General features: G+C 41.3%; 11 protein-coding genes and 3 pseudogenes. All 14 read right to left on the bottom strand.

Translation table 11 applies throughout. From position 1 onward, the window contains the following. Positions 1 to 81: 81 nt before the first annotated feature. A pseudogene (locus B4W83_RS09370) lies at positions 82 to 279 on the bottom strand (N-acetylmuramoyl-L-alanine amidase family protein); the annotation flags it as partial. 243 nt (positions 280 to 522) lie between these two features. After that, on the bottom strand, positions 523 to 1,197 hold the full coding sequence (locus tag B4W83_RS09375; RefSeq protein ID WP_000725724.1) for a hypothetical protein: 675 nt from the start codon (positions 1,195 to 1,197) through the stop codon (positions 523 to 525). 4 nt (positions 1,198 to 1,201) lie between these two features. Beyond that, entirely contained in the window at positions 1,202 to 1,648 is a 447-nt protein-coding gene (locus B4W83_RS09380; RefSeq protein ID WP_000776601.1) for a LytTR family DNA-binding domain-containing protein, read from the bottom strand. A 219-nt stretch (positions 1,649 to 1,867) separates the two neighbouring features. Then, entirely contained in the window at positions 1,868 to 2,371 is a 504-nt protein-coding gene (locus B4W83_RS09385) for a phosphatase PAP2 family protein (RefSeq protein ID WP_000800906.1), read from the bottom strand. Between the two features lie 234 nt (positions 2,372 to 2,605). Continuing rightward, positions 2,606 to 4,366, bottom strand: a complete 1,761-nt coding sequence (locus B4W83_RS09390) for an ABC transporter ATP-binding protein (protein ID WP_000428263.1) — start codon at positions 4,364 to 4,366, stop codon at positions 2,606 to 2,608. Further along, positions 4,356 to 6,124: pseudogene (locus B4W83_RS09395) on the bottom strand (ABC transporter ATP-binding protein). The gene B4W83_RS09390 and the pseudogene B4W83_RS09395 overlap by 11 nt, the downstream one beginning before the upstream one ends. Further along, the gene (locus tag B4W83_RS09400; protein ID WP_000360544.1) at positions 6,099 to 6,569 is read right to left on the bottom strand and encodes a MarR family winged helix-turn-helix transcriptional regulator; all 471 of its coding nucleotides are present in this window, start codon (positions 6,567 to 6,569) and stop codon (positions 6,099 to 6,101) included. The pseudogene B4W83_RS09395 and the gene B4W83_RS09400 overlap by 26 nt, the downstream one beginning before the upstream one ends. A 176-nt stretch (positions 6,570 to 6,745) precedes the next feature. Further along, positions 6,746 to 7,462 (bottom strand): YebC/PmpR family DNA-binding transcriptional regulator, encoded by a 717-nt coding sequence (locus B4W83_RS09405; protein ID WP_000532877.1) that lies wholly within the window; start codon positions 7,460 to 7,462, stop codon positions 6,746 to 6,748. A gap of 694 nt (positions 7,463 to 8,156) precedes the next feature. After that, complete coding sequence (gene ply, locus B4W83_RS09415; protein WP_001284352.1) at positions 8,157 to 9,572, bottom strand: cholesterol-dependent cytolysin pneumolysin; 1,416 nt, start codon at positions 9,570 to 9,572, stop codon at positions 8,157 to 8,159. A 10-nt stretch (positions 9,573 to 9,582) separates the two neighbouring features. After that, the gene (locus tag B4W83_RS09420; RefSeq protein ID WP_000595757.1) at positions 9,583 to 9,993 is read right to left on the bottom strand and encodes a hypothetical protein; all 411 of its coding nucleotides are present in this window, start codon (positions 9,991 to 9,993) and stop codon (positions 9,583 to 9,585) included. Then, complete coding sequence (locus B4W83_RS09425; RefSeq protein ID WP_000083606.1) at positions 9,986 to 10,594, bottom strand: hypothetical protein; 609 nt, start codon at positions 10,592 to 10,594, stop codon at positions 9,986 to 9,988. The genes B4W83_RS09420 and B4W83_RS09425 overlap by 8 nt, the downstream gene beginning before the upstream one ends. A gap of 12 nt (positions 10,595 to 10,606) precedes the next feature. Continuing rightward, positions 10,607 to 11,065 carry a DUF4231 domain-containing protein gene (locus tag B4W83_RS09430; protein ID WP_000186951.1) on the bottom strand — a complete coding sequence of 153 codons (459 nt, stop codon included), beginning with the start codon at positions 11,063 to 11,065 and terminating at the stop codon, positions 10,607 to 10,609. A gap of 311 nt (positions 11,066 to 11,376) precedes the next feature. Further along, positions 11,377 to 12,906: a DUF1542 domain-containing protein gene (locus tag B4W83_RS14010; RefSeq protein WP_461552113.1), complete on the bottom strand. Its 1,530-nt coding sequence runs from the start codon at positions 12,904 to 12,906 to the stop codon at positions 11,377 to 11,379. Next, a pseudogene (locus tag B4W83_RS14015) lies at positions 12,898 to 15,087 on the bottom strand (YSIRK-type signal peptide-containing protein); the annotation flags it as partial. The pseudogene B4W83_RS14015 and the gene B4W83_RS14010, both read right to left, overlap by 9 nt. Between the last annotated feature and the right edge of the window lie 611 nt (positions 15,088 to 15,698).

Here is a 15,698-nt window from a genome sequence, read left to right on the forward strand (position 1 = left end):
GACGAAGTCAGCTCAAAACAGCTTTTTGAGGTTGTGGATGAAGCTGACGTGGTTTGAAGAGATTTTCGAAGAGTATTATTCTTATTGCCAGGCACCTGATTTGCCAACGTAATAACCATCAGGTGTGTAGGTATTGCGAAGCATCTTACCTGATGAAGCCAGATAATACCACTTGCCATTATCTTTGACCCAATCATTCGCTAGCATGGCACCAGAAGAACTTACATAATACCATTCTCCCTTGTCATAAACCCAAGTGCTTGCTTTCATGGCTCCTGAGCAATTAGAGGCCAAAAAAACTGTCCAATATCATTCATTTTTTAAAAGCATTTGATACTACATCATCCACGCTGTAGGACATAGATACATCAAACGTAAGAGTCAAAACATCGAAAAATATACAACTTTTAAAGGCAACATTTCATTTTTTAAAGTCTAACAACCATAGAACTGAAATCAGAGCAAGGCATCAATTTCCTACTCTTAGTACGTCTATTTTGGATGGTTTAAGTGAAGATTTTTTTATTTAACGTAGACAACCTCCAACTTTCCAAAAGCCACATCCCCACGGATAATCAAGGTTTTGCTGGTTGGGGCTAGAGGGGCATCTGCCTTGGCTACACCACAGAAAGTTTCCACCTTCAAATCAACTCTCCAATGTTGGGGAACATAGATAACTGCATTGCCAAAACCAACTTCCACCTTCAGGGTTGCGGTATCTCCTAAAATCTCTGCATTGTCATAATATATCTTGGCATTGCCAAAACCAACTTCTACTTGGTCTTCTACCAATTCTTGGTTTTGCTTGTAGAAAGTCCCAGTCCCAAAAGCAACTTCCTTATCTACAAGAATGTTTTTTTCACCATCATACCACCATTTTTTCCCATTCCAAGTTCTGTTAGAATGAGTGAGTACGCTGACACCCATTACAATCAAAATACTAGCCCAGAACAATGACTGATTTGGAATAGGTAAGATGTCATAAAAATGATTAGCAATCATTAAGGCTACTAGAACTGTAAAAGAGGCTGAAGTTAAGTGGCGACGCAACAAAGCTCCAACTGATTGGTAGGCAAAAAAAGTAATACCAATCAAGGTCCAAATGTGCCCTCCTAGAGAAGGGATTCCAAAATTTCCTTGTACTAATATTAAAGCTGCTAGTACAAGTAACACAATACCAAATGCTTTCTTTTTCATCTTATTACCTCATGTTTCTTAGATTTTCTTTTAGGAGGGATTGGTAATGCCGTGAGACATGAACCTCCTTGTGGGTCTGATAAAAGGAAATAGTGCCCGTTCCTGAAAAGGACTTGTCCACCGAGTAAACCTGACGGATATTAGCGATAGTTGACTTGGATACTCGACTGAAATAACGGGGCAGGATAGCCTCTAACTCATAGAGTTTAAGCCGAACCTCGTAGGCATCTTTCTGAGTATGGGCATAAATCTTGCTCCCTTCTGTCTCAAAAAAGAGAATTTCTGACAAGTCTAAGTAGTACTCACCCGTCCCCTTGTAAAAAATCAACCGAGGAGACTTGGACTCTTGCAAGAGACGTTGCAAATCCGCAATCTCATCTGTCAGGGCTGCCGCCTTTATGATAATTTCAGTTTCCTCTAAATTACTGTCAATTTCGATTCGTAACTTCATTCCATCTCCTTTCTGACTCTACTATATCAAAGGAAAAATAAGAAAACAAGAGCAAAAAAGCAAGTGGTTACTTTAGGCACGTAAGTGGTTCTAGGACCGCCTTATACTCTTCGAAAATCAAATTCAAACCACGTCAGCGTCGCCTTACCGTACTCAAGTACAGCTTGCGGCTAGCTTCCTAGTTTGCTCTTTGATTTTCATTGAGTATTAACTTACAGGTCAAAATAGAAAGAAAAGCACACCCCACACAAGACCACAAATATAACCAACTACTACATCCTTGGGATAATGCACTCCACCTAAGACTCTCACTAGACCGAGGAGGGCTGATAATGTCAAACAAATCATCCCCATAGTTAGACTAGCATGCAAGCAAGCCATGGAGATAATGGTTGCTGAAAAGACATGACGACTGGGCATAGACTGACCAGGACTATCTCTGTCAAGCAAGGGTTTAATATCCCATTCCTCATAAGGCCTAGGGGCATTGATTTTCTTGCGAAGAAAGGACAAAATCACAAAACCTGACGCTGGAATAAACAAATAGATCCCGGTCTGTTTTCCAAGTCCTTCTTGGAGACAGGTAGTGGCTAACAAGGTCAGATAAACTATAGGCATAACTACCGTCATGAACCGATTGAAAGTTCTTAACAAGCTCAGAAGAAAGGGCTTATTTCCAATGTTACCAGCAATGTGGTCATACCATTCTTGATAATTTTTCATATATTTTCTCATTACCTACTCAAATTTTATACTCAATGAAAATCAGAGAGCAAACTAGGAAGCTAGCCACAGACTGCTCAAAGCACTGCTTTGAGGTTGTAAATAAGACTCATATACCTACGACAAGGCGAAGCTGACGCGGTTTGAAGAGATTTTCGAAGAGTATTGCTTATAGGGAAGCACTTGTCTTCTAGTATAGTGTAGAAAAAGAAGGCCGTCAAGCCTTCTTTGGGTTTATTCTTCTGCTTCATCTTCTGTAAACTGACTGTTATAGAGGTCAGCGTAGAAGCCTCCTTGTGCCATCAACTCATCATGATTTCCTTGTTCGATGATATTGCCATCTTTCATGACAAGAATCAAATCAGCATTTCGGATAGTGGACAAACGGTGGGCGATGACAAAGGAAGTTCTTCCCTCCATCAACCGGTCCATGGCTTTCTGGATTAATTCCTCTGTACGGGTATCAACCGAAGAGGTCGCCTCATCTAGGATTAGGAGTGGTGCATCTTTCAGCAAAGCACGAGCAATGGTCAAGAGTTGTTTTTGTCCGACAGACAAGGTCACTGTATCGTCCAAGACAGTATCGTAACCATCTGGTAGAGTCATGATAAAGTGGTGAATCCCGACAGCCTTGCTGGCTTCAATCACGCGCTCATCACTAATACCTGTCTGGTTATAGATAAGATTGTCGCGAATGCTTCCTTCAAAGAGCCAGGTGTCCTGCAAGACCATTGAAAAGGCATCGTGTACTTCCGAACGCTTCATCTCCTTGGTATCCACGCCATCAATGCGGATACTTCCCTTATCAATCTCATAGAACTTCATCAAAAGATTGACAATAGTTGTCTTACCAGCTCCTGTCGGCCCGACAATGGCAACCTTTTGACCTGCATGAGCGGTCGCAGAAAAGTCATGAATAATGGTTCGCTCTGGTGTATAACCAAAAGAGACTCGATCAAAGACTACTTGACCTTTCATAGCGCTCAATTGTCTTTCTTTATGGGATTCATCTTCCATTTCCTCTTCAGCTAGAAACTCGAAAACACGTCCCATGGCTGCGCTAGCCTGCTGCAGACTAGTAATCCCTTGAGCGATTTGTGAAAGGGGCTGAGAAAAGATACGAACGTAGGCCATAAAGGCAACGATAATCCCGATACTAATCTGTCCATTTAAGGCCAAGGCTGCACCGACGATAATCACTAAGGCATAGCTAAAGTTCCCAATGAACATCATGATCGGCATCATAATCCCTGAAATAAACTGAGATTTCCAGATACTGTCATATAGACGATGATTTAATGTCGCAAATTTTTCTTTGGTGCTCTCGATAGCATTGTAACTGGTCACCACATTATGGCCAGAGTACATTTCCTCCACATAACCATTTACAGCCGCCAAATCCTGTTGCTGACTCTTAAAAAATCCCTGCGATTTGCCCATAAAGACAGACACAAAAATAAAACCGATAAGGGTTGAAACAACCGTCACCAAGGCTAAAATCCAGTTCATCCCAAACATGGTCACCAAGACTGCAATGACCAGTAAAGTGGATGAAAGAACTGTCCCCAGACTTTGATTGAGGGATTGTGCTGCAGTGTCAACGTCATTAGTCACACGAGACAAGGTATCTCCTTGAGAATGTCCATCAAAATACCCTAATGGAAGACGATTAATTTTCTCTGCAATCGCTCTTCTCAAACGCTCTGAAAAACGTTGAATGGCTGTTGTAAACAGAAAGGCCTGCAAATAATTTGATAGGAGTCCAATCACATAGATGACGGCCAAAAAACCACCAATGGCTGCAACCGCAGCGACATCCACACTTGTTTCTAGCCCACTTGCAATAATATTGGTCATTTCCTTGATACGAGTCGGCCCATAAACAGTAATGATATTGGATAAGATTGTTGCTAGAAAGGCGATCAGAAGGGCAAACTGGAGACCTGCAAGATAGGGTTTACTCTGTTTCCAGAGCGACAGTTTTTTATTTTCCATGTTCCAATTCCTCCTTCGATAATTGTGAATAGGCAATTTCTTGATAAACTTCGTTGGTAGCTAGAAGTTCCTTGTGGGTGCCTTGTCCCACGACTTTACCTTGATCCAAGACCAAAATCAAATCTGCATCCATAATTGTTGAAATTCGTTGAGCGACGATAAGCTTGGTCATAGATTTTGTTTTCTCTGCTAGCTCTTGGCGTAGGACACGGTCTGTCTTGTAGTCCAAGGCTGAGAAGGAGTCATCAAAGATGAGGATTTCTGGCTTCCGAGCTAAGGCACGCGCAATGGCCAGACGCTGTCTTTGTCCACCTGAGAAGTTGGTTCCTCCTTGGGCCACTTCTGACTCTAAGCCCGCTTCCTTGTCCTCGATAAAGTTCTTAGACTGGGCCAATTCTAAGGCTTGCCACATAGCTTGTTCACTAAGCGGTGTTTCTTGACTCTGTCCAAAGTCTAGATTGCCCTTGACATCTCCAGAAAATAGCACAGCTTTTTGTGGAATATAGCCAACCTTGTTGCGCAAATCATTTAAGTCATAGTCTTGAACATTGACACCGTCCACCAGAATTTCTCCTTCTGACACGTCGTAGAAACGTGGAATCAGATTGACCAGAGTTGATTTACCAGAACCTGTTGACCCAATAAAGGCCACTGTTTGGCCAGTTTCTGCTTTAAAGCTAACATGCTCGATAACTGCCTCCGAATTTGCCGCATAGCGGAAGGTCACATCCTTAAATTCGACCTGACCTTTGAGGTTTTCATCAGCCAGCTGCACTTGAGCAGGGTTTTGGATAGAAGAATGCAAATCTAAAACTTGATTAATCCGCTTAGCAGAGACCATAGTTCGGGGAAGAACGATGAAGAGTGCTCCCATGAGAAGGAAGCCCATGACAACCTGCATAGCATAAGACATGAAAACAATCATGTCACTAAAGAGAGGCAGACGCGCTATCGGAGCAGCGTCGTTAATCACATAGGCCCCAATCCAGTAAATCGCCACACTCAAACCACTTGAAATCCCCATCATGATAGGGTTCAAAATAGCCATAAGACGGTTGACAAACAAATTCAAGCGTGTCAATTCATCATTTGCTGCTGCAAATTTTTCATTTTGGTATTCTTCAGCATTGTAGGCGCGAACGACACGAATACCTGTTAAACTCTCACGAGTGATACTGTTCAGCTTATCTGTCAGACTTTGAATCAAGGACTGTTTTGGAAAGGCTAGCGTCATCAAAACAGTCGTCATCAAAACATTGACAATTACTGCCACAAGAACGGCCCAGATCCAGTATTCTGAATGACCTAAAATCTTTCCGATAGCCCAGATAGCCATAATCGGACCACGCGTAACCACTTGCAAGCCCATAGTAATCAACATCTGAACCTGAGTAATATCATTGGTGGTACGAGTTAAAAGACTGGGAATAGAGAATTTCTTAATCTCTGTCTGCGAGTAATCCAAAACTCGGTTAAAATATCACTTCTCAGCCTACTAGTATAAGAAGCCGCCACTCGGGATGCAAAAAATCCAACTGCAACTACGGACAAGAAGGCAAGAAAGGACATTCCCACCATCATACTCGCCGGCTGCCACAACTCATCTAAATTAGTTCCTTGACTACCTAGCAAATCCGTAATTTTCGAGATATAGGTCGGCACTTCCAACTCCAGATAGACCGAAAAGCAAGTAAAGAGAATGGCTAGTAAAATCATCCCCCATTCTTTTCTACTAATTCGTTTGGCTAATTTCTTCATTCTCTCCTCCTATTCCCTTGATATTTGCCTGTAGTTGACCGAGAACTTTCTCAAAAATCAGTAATTCATCTTCATCAATGTCTTCCATCAACTGCTTGTCTATGCGTTCAAAAAAAGCCTTAACCTCTTGCATCTGAGAACGTGCTTTGTTCGTCAGACGAACAAATTTAGCCCGCTTATCGCTGGGATTCTCCTCCAATTCCACCAAACCATTTTGCACCATACGCTTGACCAAATTACTAGCAACAGACTTGGTAATATTGAGTTCCTGCTCGATATCTTTAATCAAGACCAAGTCTTGGTTTTTCTCACGATTATCCAAAAAACGTACAACCTGACCTTGAGGCCCACCCATAAATTCAATACCACAACGTTTGGCTTCCTTTTGCACCATGAGGTGAATCTGATGACCAAAACGCTTAAAGACTAACATCGGTTTGTCCATACAAACTCCTTTCTAACTATCACATTTAGTTCCCCTAGGAACTAAATAAGTTTCCGTGAGAACTATTTTACCACTTTGAAAAGAGATGTCAAGAAAAAGTTTCCTAGAGAACTATTTTTTTGATTTAAAAAATCCCAAGTGATTTTTTCACTTAGGATCATGTTTGCTAGGTTAATTTAGAACCCGTCTACGTTTGTGTAGATTTTTTGTACGTCTTCGTCGTCTTCAAGAACGCTGTAAAGTTTTTCAAAGGTTTCAAGGTCATCGCCTGACAATTCCACTTCTGACTGAGGAATCATTTCCAATTCAGTCACTTGGAATTCTTCGATACCTGACTCACGAAGGGCAACGATAGCCTTGTGAAGGTCAGTTGGAGCTGTGTAAACTGTGATTGTACCTTCTTCTGCTTCTACATCATCCACATCCACATCTGCTTCAAGCAATTGCTCAAAGACTGCATCGGCATCTTCACCTGCAAATACGATAACTCCCTTGTTGTCAAAGAGGTATGAAACCGAACCTGAAGCGCCCATGTTTCCTCCGTTTTTACCAAAAGCTGCACGGACATTAGCCGCTGTACGGTTGACATTTGAAGTCAAAGTATCCACGATCAACATAGAACCATTTGGTCCAAAACCTTCGTAACGTCCTTCTGTAAAGGTTTCGTCTGTGTTTCCTTTTGCTTTATCAATCGCTTTATCAATAACGTGTTTTGGCACTTGGGCTTGTTTAGCACGGTCGATAACGAATTTCAAAGCTGAGTTTGATTCTGGATCTGGATCACCTTTTTTAGCTGCTACATAGATTTCTACACCAAATTTTGCATATACTTTAGAGTTAGCTCCATCTTTAGCCGTTTTCTTGGCTACGATATTGGCCCATTTACGTCCCATTAGGAATCTCCTTTTTTCACATTTTAATCTTTCTTATTATAACACAAGTTTTTTCGATTTTCACTAGAGGAAATGGATTTTATTCAGTAAATCCAACTAGGATAGCACTTTTGTTGCCAAGATGGTCTTGCCTTTCCATCCTTATCAACATTCAAAAAACAAACTAGACCATTATCTGAAAATAGAAAGTTTCTACCAAGTTTGACAAAGTCCGCTCAAACTACTGTTTAGAGTTTGTAGATATAATCGACAAAAACAATCATACTGCACCTTTTATTGACAGTCTACTCCAGACATATCATAGTTCAAGTAAATACTTTGAAATTCAACAGTTCTTATAGGCGCTATTGTATTCTAAGAAATCAATAGAAGAATTTCTAACCAAACATCTATTACTCAATGAAAATCAAAGAGCAAACTCGAAAACTAGCCACAGGTTGCTCAAAACACTGTTTTGAGGTTGCAGATAGGGCTGACGTAGTTTGAAGAGATTTTCGAAGAGTGTAATTTATGTGTTCCTGAAACAGAAATGTATGCTCTTTTTGATTTCACATGATACTGAAGTTAGACTAGTACAACGGCACTTCTAAAACAAGTAAAAGGTAGCTAATTCCCTGTATAGCAAGGAGTTTCACTACCCTTTTTACTTTTTCTTACAGCTACGGTTTGATAGACTCATTTTAAAATCACGAGCCTAGTCATTTTCTACCTTATCCTCTACCTGAGGATAAAGAGTCGTTCCCCAAATAGAAATCGTCCGCTTACGCACTAGTGGCAAATCGGTTTTTTCATAAACCGTACGCCACCATTCCCAGGCAAGTCCGGTACACTCTCTAATTTTGACAGAGAGATTGCGAACATTCCCTTTTAAAGGAATACTAGTGGTAAAATGAGCCGTCAAATCCTGCCCATTTCTGTCCCAAGCCTTAGGAGTCAAAACTTCCTTACCTTGATTATCATAGGATAATTCATCCCAAGTAATGTAATATTGGGCAACATAGGCACCACTATGATCCAAAAGTAAATCTCCGTTTCTGTAGGCTGTCACCTTAGTCTCAACATAGTCTGTACTGTTTTGAAAGGTCGCAACTACATTGTCCCGTAAAAAAGAAGTTGTATAAGAAATCGGCAAACCTGGATGATTGGCTGTAAAGCGACTGCCTTCTTGAATCAAGTCCTCTACCATATCCACCTTGCCTGTTACAACTCGGGCACCCGAACTCGGATCCCCTCCTAAAATAACCGCCTTCACTTCTGTATTGTCCAAAATCTGTTTCCACTCTGTCTGAGGAGCTACCTTGACTCCTTTTATCAAAGCTTCAAAAGCAGCCTCTACTTCATCACTCTTACTCGTGGTTTCCAACTTGAGATAGACTTGGCGCCCATAAGCAACACTCGAAATATAGACCAAAGGACGCTCTGCAGAAATTCCTCTCTGTCTTAAATCCTCTACCGTTACAGTATCTTGAAACACATCTCCTGGATTTTTAACAGCATCTACGCTGACTGTATAATAAATCTGCTTAAAATTAACAATCTGAATCTGCTTTTCGCCCGAATGGACAGAATTAAAATCAATATCAAGAGAATTCCCTGTCTTTTCAAAGTCAGAACCAAACTTGACCTTGAGTTGTTCCATGCTGTGAGCCGTGATTTTTTCATACTGCATTCTAGCTGGGACATTATTGACCTGACCATAATCTTGATGCCACTTGGCCAACAAATCGTTTACCGCTCCGCGAACACTTGAATTGCTGGGATCTTCTACTTGGAGAAAGCTATCACTACTTGCCAAACCAGGCAAATCAATACTATAAGTCATCGGAGCACGATCGACCGCAAGAAGAGTGGGATTATTCTCTAACAAGGTCTCATCCACTACGAGAAGCGCTCCAGGATAGAGGCGACTATCGTTGGTAGCCGTCACGGAAATATCACTTGTGTTTGTCGACAGGCTCCGCTTCTTTCTTTCGATAACAACAAACTCATCGGGTAGTTGATTCCCCTCTTTGATGAAACGATTTTCAATACTCTCTCCCTGATGGGTCAAGAGTTTCTTTTTATCATAATCCATAGCTAATATAAAGTCATTTACTGCTTTATTTGCCATATTCTTCCTCCTAATAAGTTCCTGGATTGAGTTGCATAAACTCAGACTTGTTCAGCGAAATCAGCCGTGGTTGGACTAAGTGATCCAAAATTTCCTCGTACAATTCTTCTGAGACATTGCGTCGCCGTCTAGCTAGATAAGAAGTCGGAATGACCGTATTATCCAACATAAATACCTTATCTAAGTCAATCAAGGTTGGTCTTGTAAAAGGATTACGAGCTAGATCCGGCTCTTCTATCATAAAGTTCTTGACCAAACGTCTGGTCAAGAGAGCTGGTTTGAAGGTCTGATTTTTAACCAACTCTTTATTTTTAGTCATGCTGTTGTCAATACAAATATACATATGATTCTTCACAGCCAAATCGCTACTAATAGTCGGAAAAGGCAAATAAAGAGCTACAACATCTCCTCTCTTAATCAAGCAAGAGCACCCCCTTTTCTCCTAATGTAACATAGACAGGATTGACCAAGTCTTCTGATTGACTCAGTGTTTCCAAAGTTTGAGTTTGGCGCCCTGTCAATTTAGTAGCATCTTGTCTCTTCAATACAAAATGCTTGTCGCCAATAACCTTGACACTATAATCCTTCTCCAAAGCTGACTGGTAAATCCACATCAGATATTGTCTGTCCTGAGAACTCAAGAGAGAAGGATGTTCAAGTCTCCCGATAGTCTGATAAAAATCAAAAACAGGAGCCAAAGCTTGCCAATCTGACTGGCTAGTTGTCAAGGCTAGAAAAAGGGCTTTGCGAGCTGATACTTCTTGATTAGCCTTGAGAGTCCCCTTGCCCTCCAAGTTTTTTAAAAAGTGGGAAACTCCAGAAAGCAAATCTTTCTCTAACTGCGAGAAATAAAAACCTTGCCTTCCCAGACACAAGTCTCTCAAGTCGCTTTCTCTAGCAAATAAGAGTTCAAACAGTTGATAATAAAAGAAAAATATCTGGCACTGAGTTGCGCTCATCTTTTCCTTGTCGGCTTCTTTTTTTAACCAGAGCAAGGGCAATAGGTAGCTGGATTGAGACATTTCCTCCACCTCCTACTCTTTTTTCTCTGGAGCATCTGCACTAGCTGCCACTTCTTTTGACTGGATACTTTCCCACTGGTTGATTTCCTCTGAGATAAGACCTTCGCATGTCTTGACAAATAGGGCAAAAGTCTTGGTTTTTCCTGCATATTTCTCTGTTTGGCATTGATAGAGGAATTTTTCTCTCTCCAGGAGTTGCGCAGTCTTTTGGTAAGAAATCCAATGTTCCTTTGCATTATACAAATTGAGAATCCCTTCACACAGCAAGCCTAAACTGGATAAGGCAACCGAAATCAAACGGTAGCGATCACCTGGCATAGGAACAGCACAAAAGACAGCTATGAGGAAACCTGCCACGATTTCTGTTATTTTTAATACCTTATAGCGTCTACGATGTTGAACGCTTTTCTTTAAAAAATGAGCTATCTGTACGTCCAATCGATCTGTCAGGTACATTTCTTCTGGCGTCATGTTCGTAACCCCTTTCATTTACTTTGATAATCATAGTATAACATATTTGAATATCAAAGTATAGTAAAAACTGAACTATAACTTATTATAAAATCTAAATATGAAATATTTGTGAAATAAGGGAAAAATATCACAAAAAGGATGGAACAAAAAGTTTCAAAATGATAAAAACGCATAATACCTTGCCTTAAAAAGCTTGATATTATGCGTTTTATCAGAGAAAGATTTTCTGAATGTTCACCTCAAATTGAGTTTTTCCAACATTCTATCAATCACTATTCTAGCTGGTTTCCGACTCGGCTAAGTTTGACTTATCTTAACTGAGCAAGAACAGCTTTTAGTTTCTCAATCAACTCCTCTTCTGTGTGGTCAGACTCTTTCTCATTGGCTAGGAAGGCAACTGCTTGAGCGAGAGCTTCTCGTGCTTGGTCAAGGACTTTCGCATCTACATTTGTAAGGTCGCTTTCTTGCAGAACCTTAGTCAGTTCCTTAGTCAATTTCTTGAGTTCTGACTCTTTCTTGCGACGAGCGATGAGGAAGAGAAGGAGACCAAGAAGGGCGAGCAGGCTAGCAATCATGGTACCATATGGAAGATGACCTTGCTCTTTGCTTGTTTCTTGCATTTCCTCTTTATCCTTAGTCGCTTGCTTACCTTTCAAGGATTCGAGTGCTTCTTTGATCTTAGCAGTCATCTCTCTCAAGTCTGCTTCCGTCAAGTCAGTATTTCTAAGGGCTTCTTGACCCTCTCCGAGAATGATCTTCACAGCGTCGATGACAGATTGATCAATACCATCCAAGTCTTTCAAACGAGTTTCCAAGTCTCCAATCAAATCTCTTAAGACGGATTTATCAACCTGTTTCTCTTGACTCGATTGAGTGCCACCAGCAAAGGTTACACTTCTCCGGTTACGGATTGGTGGTGTCACACTGGTGTTAGTGTTGCCACCGTTATTAGTGTTGCCACCGGTGTTGGTGTTGCCACCGTTATTAGTGTTGCCACCGTTATTAGTGTTACCACCATTGTTAGTGTTGCCACCGGTGTTAGTGTTGCCACCAGCGTTAGTGTTGCCACCATTGTTAGTGTTGCCACCATTGTTGGTGTTACCACCGGTGTTAGTATTGCCACCATTGTTGGCGCTTGCTGTGGCTGTGACCTTATTGATTTCAGCAATACCAGCAGTCTTCGCATTCTCTACATCAGTTTGTGTCTTAGCTTTATCAATCTCAGCTTCCGCTGCTGTAACTGCTGCCTCTACTTGACGATTAGCGGCTTCCTTCTCTTCATTTGTGATATGAGGAGTTCCTGCTAGAGCGTTTTTCTTCTCGTCAGCTTTTCTGCGTAGTTCTTGCTTAGCTTGAGTGTTAGCAGTTCCTGTGGCTGTAACGTTATTAATTTCAGTAACTCCTGTAGTTTTGGCTGTATCTACCGCTGTATTTGTTGTTGCTGTATCTACGTTTGAGATTGCTGTTGTTTCTTTCTCTGTTACTGTTCGCTTAGCTGTAGCTTTTTCTTCATCTGTTAAGCCTGCTTGTTTGTCTATCTCACCTCGTTTAGTATTTGCGGCTTGTTTGATAGCTTCTTTTGCTTCAGGTTTTTTAGTTCCTGTGGCTGTAACGTTATTAATTTCAGTAACTCCTGTAGTTTTGGCTGTATCTACCGCTGTATTTGTTGTTGCTGTATCTACGTTTGAGACTGCTGTTGTTTCTTTCTCTGTTACTGTTCGCTTAGCTGTAGCTTTTTCTTCATCTGTTAAGCCTGCTTGTTTGTCTATCTCACCTCGTTTAGTATTTGCGGCTTGTTTGATAGCTTCTTTTGGCAAATCTTTCCCTATCGGGTTCACGCCGTTAATATTTTCCAACCCCTTGTGCAAGGCATCATCCACCTTAATAAGGCTGTCGGCATTTTCAATATCGCGTGTAGCTTGACGTGCATAGGTATTAACTATTGCAGTAGCACCATCTCGCTCTACAGACGAAAGGCTTCCATTCTTACCAAGGCTATCATTTTTACGTTGTCTCGCTTTCTCTATTTCATCCTTAGCATCACCTTTTGCCTCGGCATATGTTCTGGCATGCCATTGGTTTGCAAGAAATAATTCGGCCCCCTCTCTGCCTCTTAATCCAAAAGCATATACCAGTTTTTTAACATCATTATTTCCCACGGTATTAAATGACAATCTATATTTTCTGTCACTATTGGGCAATTCAAAATAGTATAACTCTCCTCTACTTGAATTGATAATGTCAAACTTTCCATCTGAAACCTTTTGATTTTCTCGGCTTTCAGCTCGTCTCTCATAAGGATTGGTTCCTCTAGGTCCCCTCCTTGCCAAATCGTTTAGACTTCCAGACGGCATTGGATTCAATGTGAATCTATTATTAACGCCAGTAGACGTCGTAGTCCCTTTAGTAACCCTACCAAATTGCGCTCTTGAGTCTCTAAGTAGTTCTAAAATACTACTAGTATTTGGAGATCTAGTTGTAGTTCCTCCACTTTTTTCTGTTATGCTAAAAGCATCCGAATTGTGTTTAAATTCTTGACCCGAAGGAACAGTAAACCAAACTTGTGTATTCCCCGGTAATCTCCTGTGCTGATTATTAATTTCAATATCCCAATGAAATCCATCTTCCGTTGATGTTACTGTAGCTTTAATATATTTTTCAGCCTCTGATACCAACTTCGTTGAGTTATCTCTATATTTTCTATTTGAATAGAAAACATAGGTATACTTATCATAAGGAGAATTTCCCCTATCACCTGATTTCTCAAAATAACTTTCTTGAGCTGTTCTAAAGGCTTCAGAGTAGTTTTCGCCAGCTCTTGCAGCTCTTGTAACTCTCGAACTACGAAAGTCAGAGTAGCCACCATCACGTGGTTGAGGAGTTACTCCTCCAGCTGTAGTTTCCTCACCATATTTTTCTTCCAGCACTCCTTCGATGAGGTCTCGGGATTTTTTCAGGTCGACTAGGGCAGCGGCAAAATCTTCTTGGCTGATGGTATCGCCTTTAGAAAAGGCTTCATTGAACTTATCAGCTGCTGCTTTTGCTGCTTGGATTTTATCTTCCGACGCTTGATTTTCTTTAAGTCGTTTGACAATAGACTCTAATTCATCTTTTAGTCTATAGACGCCGTTTTCACCTTCTGTCGTATTAGTGTAGGTTGGGAGTTCTCGTGGAGTAGATTGAGAGTTGGCTTCAGGTGCTGCTTCCTTTCCTCCATCAGTTGGACTAACTTGGTTCGCAACTGCTCCAGGCTCGATTGTTCCCCCTCTTTTACGACGCTTTCCACCAGTTGCTTGCTCAGTTGCAGTTCCGTTTGGTTCGACAAGCTTATTATTTGTCGAACTTGCTTCACCCAAGTCTGTCAATTTTGGTAGCGATGGCTCCAAGGCTTGATTGACACGGCTCGTCAGTTCTTCCATAGCTCTTACTTGCTCATCAACCTGCGCTTACGTCGCTTTTGGATCGTCCAAAACTGCCTTAGCTGCTGCTAGACCTGCTTCCACTTCATCGTGGAGCGCTTTCATGGAGCTAAGAGTTAGTTTTTCCAACAAAGCTTGCAGATTGCCTTGGAGTGATTTAGCTTCTGTCGTTTTAGTGGCAGATGTGGGCTGGTCTTGCTCTTTTACTGCTCCTCCTTGAGAAGTTTCTTGAGCAGCTGGCTTCGTCTCTGGTTTGGTAGGAACAAGGCCAGCTGTTTCCTGCCCCTTACTAGCGTCCTCGATTTTAGTCTCTGGAGAGTTTGACTCCCCTGCAGACTGGAGCTCAGCCGACGGTTCAGTCTGAGAGACCTTCTCTGGCTCTTCCCCATCTGACTCCTGTGGTTCCCCATCTGAATTTCCAGCAGATCCAGCAACTACATCACTGGCTGTTGCCGAAGATACTGCAGGTGCCTGCGCTTGCACCCCATTTGCGAAAAACATCAATGCCGCAACCGCAACACTAGCAGCCCCAAAATGGTATTTACGAATGGAATAACGGAAAATTTTCTCTCCATTGCCATCATTCTTTTTCTTGAACATAAGTGAATCCTTTCCTCATCTGAGAGCTTCCCCGAGCTTAGAAAGCGCGCAAAAAGCCGACAGTCGATAATATATCAATCATATAGTAACACTTCTGACATACAAGTCAACCTCCTCGCTGACAAGATAGAGTCAGGAAAGGCAAGAAAAAAGCGACAATATATATATATATATATATATATGCACAGACATATAAAACCTTTTAATACAGCCTATTTTTTAACAAATAGAGAAACAGTTATACTACATTTATATATGTACAACACCTTTTTGTGCCAATGTTACAATATTGTTACATTTTAATTACACAATCGTTTCAAGAAATATGATGGAAACCTGAGTATTTTATAGTAATTCCCTTCCTATCAATTAGGTCAACAGTTGAGTGTTGAGTGTTGAATATTGAAACACCCTATCCTCAGCAAAGGACTATGATCAGCATTTCCTAGCCGCTAGGACGCTCCAAATCACCTATTCTAAGTCCACCATAGCTTGGTCAGTAAGATACAGACTGCAAGGCGACGCTGATGTGGTTTGAAGAGATTTTCATTGAGTATAATTTTAACTTCTTACTTTTCATTCCTATTCCTTAAGTCATAACCACCCGTGAA

The organism is Streptococcus pseudopneumoniae ATCC BAA-960 = CCUG 49455 (genome assembly GCF_002087075.1).
Classification (GTDB): domain Bacteria; phylum Bacillota; class Bacilli; order Lactobacillales; family Streptococcaceae; genus Streptococcus; species Streptococcus pseudopneumoniae.